Origin of the sequence: Helicobacter trogontum, from assembly GCF_000765905.2 — a bacterium.
GTDB lineage: Bacteria > Campylobacterota > Campylobacteria > Campylobacterales > Helicobacteraceae > Helicobacter_A > Helicobacter_A trogontum.
Genome location: NZ_JRPL02000052.1, coordinates 1 through 5,408 on the forward strand (window position 1 = coordinate 1; position 5,408 = coordinate 5,408).

The 5,408-nt window shown below is 32.2% G+C and carries 7 protein-coding genes and 1 pseudogene; all 8 read left to right on the forward strand.

Going from position 1 to position 5,408, the window contains the following annotated elements; genetic code table 11:
* On the forward strand, nucleotides 1-185 hold a 185-nt coding region (locus LS81_RS12175), incomplete at its 5' end, for a hypothetical protein (RefSeq protein WP_138069930.1).
* 60 nt (nucleotides 186-245) lie between these two features.
* Nucleotides 246-866 carry a hypothetical protein gene (locus LS81_RS12180; protein WP_237022233.1) on the forward strand — a complete coding sequence of 207 codons (621 nt, stop codon included), beginning with the start codon at nucleotides 246-248 and terminating at the stop codon, nucleotides 864-866.
* Between the two features lie 47 nt (nucleotides 867-913).
* Nucleotides 914-1,540: a hypothetical protein gene (locus LS81_RS10355; protein ID WP_034347982.1), complete on the forward strand. Its 627-nt coding sequence runs from the start codon at nucleotides 914-916 to the stop codon at nucleotides 1,538-1,540.
* A 15-nt stretch (nucleotides 1,541-1,555) separates the two neighbouring features.
* Nucleotides 1,556-2,389: a hypothetical protein gene (locus LS81_RS10360; RefSeq protein ID WP_162846256.1), complete on the forward strand. Its 834-nt coding sequence runs from the start codon at nucleotides 1,556-1,558 to the stop codon at nucleotides 2,387-2,389.
* Nucleotides 2,376-2,573 carry a hypothetical protein gene (locus LS81_RS10365; RefSeq protein ID WP_034347835.1) on the forward strand — a complete coding sequence of 66 codons (198 nt, stop codon included), beginning with the start codon at nucleotides 2,376-2,378 and terminating at the stop codon, nucleotides 2,571-2,573. Before LS81_RS10360 ends, LS81_RS10365 begins: the two co-directional genes overlap by 14 nt.
* A complete protein-coding gene (locus tag LS81_RS10370) occupies nucleotides 2,545-3,150 on the forward strand; it encodes a hypothetical protein (RefSeq protein WP_052096655.1) in 606 nt (201 codons plus the stop codon). Before LS81_RS10365 ends, LS81_RS10370 begins: the two co-directional genes overlap by 29 nt.
* Before the next feature lie 15 nt (nucleotides 3,151-3,165).
* A complete protein-coding gene (locus LS81_RS10375) occupies nucleotides 3,166-4,794 on the forward strand; it encodes an alpha/beta hydrolase family protein (protein ID WP_138069931.1) in 1,629 nt (542 codons plus the stop codon).
* Between the two features lie 15 nt (nucleotides 4,795-4,809).
* Nucleotides 4,810-5,408, forward strand: a pseudogene (locus LS81_RS10380) (hypothetical protein); the annotation flags it as partial.

The following is a 5,408-nucleotide window of genomic DNA, read 5'->3' on the forward strand; positions in this document are numbered from 1 at the left end:
TGCCTTGTGATGTGTATTTTTACTCCTTACTGCTTAGGGGTGGTAAAGAAGATATGAATAATCCTAGATGTTTCTATGGAGAAAATGGAGAAGTGTATATTAGTGATGAACGTGATAATATAGAAATCTTTTATAACAATGCAAAATTATGTATGATAAATTACTATTATCATGCCTATAGCTAATTATATAAAGCATAAAGGAAAGACATAATATCTATGGAGATAATAAAGAGGTTACAAATAATGAAATCTAACACAACAAAAAGGGATAATAGCAGAGAATCTAGCCATAATGATGATATAAGCGGTATTAAAGAGATACAACCAATAGATAAAAGATTTGGTATCAATCTCTCTACACAAACAAAACCTTCAAGACAAACAGAACAACAACATAGACTTACTCTAGCTACTAAAGAACAAAAAGAATCCACCTCCATAGATTCTCTAACAAGCACTGCAATGCTTCATCCAATACTAGAAGATAATGAACTTAAATGTCCTCATAATGGAGTAGTAAAACTAAAGAGTAATAAAGGGAAGCTTTTTAAATCTAAAGGTATTCCTATGATTTTAGAATCTGATTTATTAAATAGCTCTATCATAGGCTACACGAATAATATAGCAGGTGTGCCTACTCCTTGCACTTCTATATCTATAATACTTCCAACTGCTAGGATATTGAAAAAGTATGATTTGATAATCAAAACAGAATATGCAAGATTAAAATATGGTAAAATCTGCAGGTATCCACACCAGCAAAATAATCAAATATCAAGCAATCAAAACATAATGCTAGATTCAAATGCGAATCTCTTGCTATACGAAACACATATAAGGCTTATGTATAGATATGCTATTTAGCTTTAGCTGGGAATGTGATATAATAATGTATTAGCTAGGAGCAACAAATGAAAATTACAAATCTCTTAATCCTTAGTCTTATCTTGGTAATTTATAGTGGGTGTTACGATAGATATGCGATTGTGTATCCAGATGATGATAGGCTTTTTAATATGTGTGTAAAAGCCCATAAAAAAGGTCTGCTCTATCCACATTTTTACGATGATGTATTAAAAGATATATCCCCAGATAATATAACCCGCTATGATACAAACATAAGGGATACATATTACCTACATTTATTTGTGTTACCCAATATAAATAGGCAAGATTACATCTTTGGCAAAGATAGAAAAGAAAACAATATCTACAAAGTAACGATTAATGCAGATAAAGAAACGATTGAAAGTCTCAAAGCAGAACTACTCTTAGAATCTAATAAGAATAGTATTGATAGATTACAAAGACAAATTTTTGTATTAGAAAATTATTACTTAGAATATACCGAGCAAAGAATTGATCAAAAAACATTAATCACGAAAGTAGAGCGTGTGCTTAAGAATAAAAAAACACACGATATTGCTATGCGAGAAATAGACTATTATCTGTATGCTGATAGATATAAATCGCTTCCAGAAGATAAAACATGGCAAACATACGATACACAATATCCAGCAAGAGGCAGCTGTATATGATAGAAAGGAGTATAAATGCCACATAATCAAATATCAAACAATCAAGAGATAATGTTAGATTCTAAAAATCCTAGTAATCAAAATAGCTTACTGCAATATGAAACCCATATAAGGCTTATGTATAGATATGCTATTGCAACTCTTATGTTTATGCTTATTGTGTGTTTATTGACAGGTTGTCAGATGAGGCAATTCATCTATCCAGATTCAAAGGAATTTGCAAGAATATGTCATGAAGCAAGAGAAAAAGGTTGGATTGGGGAATGGCTATATGATAAAAAACTTCAACCTGATAGCGACGGCGACTTTTTTTATTTATATCGCTTATACGATAAGAATCGAGATAAAAAAGACTATATTTTTGGTGAAGATAGAACAGAATCAAATGTATATAGAGCAATCATTCATGCAGATAAAGAAAAAATCAATAAGATGAAAGAATATGTAAAAGAACTAAAAGGTAAAAAAGAAGAAATAATTACTAAAACCTACTCTCCTGAATATACTGAAAAAATAAATAGAAAAACATTGATTAAGGATTTAGAGACAGAACTATTTCTTTTAGAAAACTACTATGGAGAAATAATAGAGCAAAGAATTAATAAAACATCATTAATAACAAAAAATGAATTTCTCATAAGAAATAAAAAAACAAAGGCAATAGCCTTTAAAAACATATCCTATAGTCTCTATGCAGATAGAAGAATGTCCATTTCAAGCCGTAAAGATCCAGCAAAGGTAGAATATAAACCAAAACCTGGCTATGATTCTTCTATTGAATATGAACAGAGAGTAGTGAGGGGTTGCAATAAATTCTCAGTATTAGGACAATCAAATGAAACAAAATAATCAAAATACAAACACTCCTATAATGCTAGATTCTAAAAATCCTGGTAATCAAAATAGCTTACTGCAATATGAAACCCATATAAGGCTTATGTGTAGATATGCTGTTTTAGCTTTGGCTGGGAATGTGATAATCAATGTATTAGATAGGAGTAACAATGAAAATTACAAATCTCTTAATCCTTAATCTTATCTTGGTAATTTATAGTGGGTGTTATTATGGCTTTGTGTATCCAGATGACAACAAGTTTCATAAGGTATGCAAAAAGGCTTATAAAGAAGACACACTTGGCAGATATTTTTATGAGGATACATTAAAAGATATGAGTATCACTTATCATAGCCCAAGAGATACAAGTTATCTGGGTTATTTTGAGATACCTAAAGTAAGCAAGGCAGATTACATCTTTGGCAAAGATAGAAAAGAAAACAATATCTACAAAGTAACGATTAATGCAGATAAAGAAACGATTGAAAGTCTCAAAGCAGAGCTACTCTTAGAATCTAATAAGAATAAGATTGATAAATTACAAAAACAGATTTTTGTATTAGAAAATTATTACTTAGAATATACCGAGCAAAGAATTGATCAAAAAACATTAATCACGAAAGTAGAGCGTGTGCTTAAGAATAAAAAAACACACGATATTGCTATGCGAGAAATAGACTATTATCTGTATGCTGATAGATATAAATCGCTTCCAGAAGATAAAACATGGCAAACATACGATACACAATATCCAGCAAGAGGCAGCTGTATATGATAGAAAGGAGTATAAATGCCACATAATCAAATACCAAACAATCAAGAGATAATGCTAGATTCAAATGCGAATCTCTTGCTATACGAAACACACATAAGGCTTATGTATAGATATGCTGTTTTAGCTTTGGCTGGGAATGTGAAGCTAGGAAGTTTTTTAAAAAACGATGATATAGATTTGGAAAACTCTAGCAGCTTATTTCACAACAATAAAATTGCAATCAATGCATTAAAAAACTTAGAGCCTAGACAACAATCCCTCTTTGCTATTGTAACAGTCGGGTATTTTGGTGGCAAAATCCCCGTTGGTGGTCTTAAAATATTTAAACAAGATACCAAAACACAAAAAATAGATGTGGACGAAAAGACAATGACTATCGCCCTAAACTTTGCTAAACATTACGAAGTGATAGACCATATCAATGAAAATGATAGAGAATCTAAAATGGGTTTTAGAGCTACGCTCTTTAGAGATATAAGCAATAATGAATATGTTTTAGGTATAGCAGGGACTGATGCCCCAAGCCCCAATCCTCTTACAATTGATTGGAGAGATATAGGAACTGACGCTTCCTTGACATTAAGAAAGCTCCCTAAAAAGCAATATGATTCTATGATAAATTTTTACTTTAGGCTAAAGCAAAGCGGAAAGATAGCACATAACACGCCAATAGTGGTAGTAGGACACTCACTAGGCGGGTATCTCGCTCAGCTTTTTGCTCTCACATATCCGCATATCATACAAGGACTTTATACCTATCAAGCACCGGGTGCGAAGAGACTATGGAGAGGAATGTTTAGCTTTTTGCAAAGCCTTAATATACAGCCTAAAGAGACACAAACAAATATGCGAAAGCATAGAAAACAAGCCTATAAGAATCTCTCAAAATCACACAGACAAGAAGCGATGAATATTTTAAAAGACAAAACCTTTCATATGCATACTGATAATGATTCTAATCTCAATAATAACCAGTGGATACTAGCAAATTTTGTCCAAGAGCTAGGCACAAAAACACCAGGCTATTTATATTATATCAATGACAAAAACAATGACTTTCATCACCCAGCTCGTTGTGTGTATGCATTAGAAAAGCTAAGTAGATTGCTAGATGAAATCCACGATAGTGCAAAAAAGCAAATGGATCTGCAAGATATGAATGTCTTTTTACGCAATCTGTATCATTATGCTTTGTTGCATAGGAGGGGTGAAACTCTAAGTGAGGCGATAGATTGTGTATTGAGTGATATAGCGTATTATCAAAATCTCATAGAAACGAAAAGCATTGATTTTTTGCAAGATATGGGTTTGGAGGCTTTTGTGGAAAATAGGCAAATATATATCATGCCACTTACTGCTAGTGATTTCACAAATATCCCACTAGATTCTCTCAATAAGCTTGATTTGGGCTACTTGCGTTCATTGGTAAAATCACAGGCTTACAGACTTATCGCACACGATACTATTAGCCTATTAAACTTCAAAAACATTTCTTATTTCTTAGGCTACAATACAAGCACCTATAACATATATCAAAACGGACTAGATGATTTTAGTCTTAATGCCTACGCAGATAGGTTTAATCTCTGTATAGAGCAAGGCGAAACTCATAGGATAATATTTAAAGAAGAGCTATATTCATAAGTTAAGGGAATTATAATGAAACAACGTGTAAGCGCACAATATTCTAGCAATGATTTTTTAGTGTTAGAAAATAAAGCAATCTATTTTGCAAAAGAAAACGATTGTATTGATTGTGTAGAGATAGCAAAAATCGCCAACATAGAACATATTTATATATCTTGGTTTGGTCTTTTACTCACAGGCTCTAAAGAATCCCCTAATAATCCTTTATTTTTTGGTGAGCTAGATTCTAAAGATAGCAATCTAGGCTTAGATACTCTTAAACCCATCTATCACTTAATCGGTGAGATAGATTCTAACTCTATAGAATCTACAAGCAATAATAGAGCTTCTAACAATTCCCTAAGCACCCTCCAAGTATTTCTAGGTAGCAATACCCTAACACTCTTAAACTACTCCCTCCTAGATTCTAGCCTTAACATCAAGTTAGAATGTAACTCCAAAGAATCTAAAGAAATACTAGAGAGAGAGCAAACACAAAGAGAGCAGACACAAAAAGAAACCACCTCTATAGTTTCTCTAACAAGCACTGCAATGCTTCATCCAATACTAGAAGATAATGAACTTAAATGTCCTCATAATGGAGTAGTAAAACTAAAGAGTAATAAAGGGAA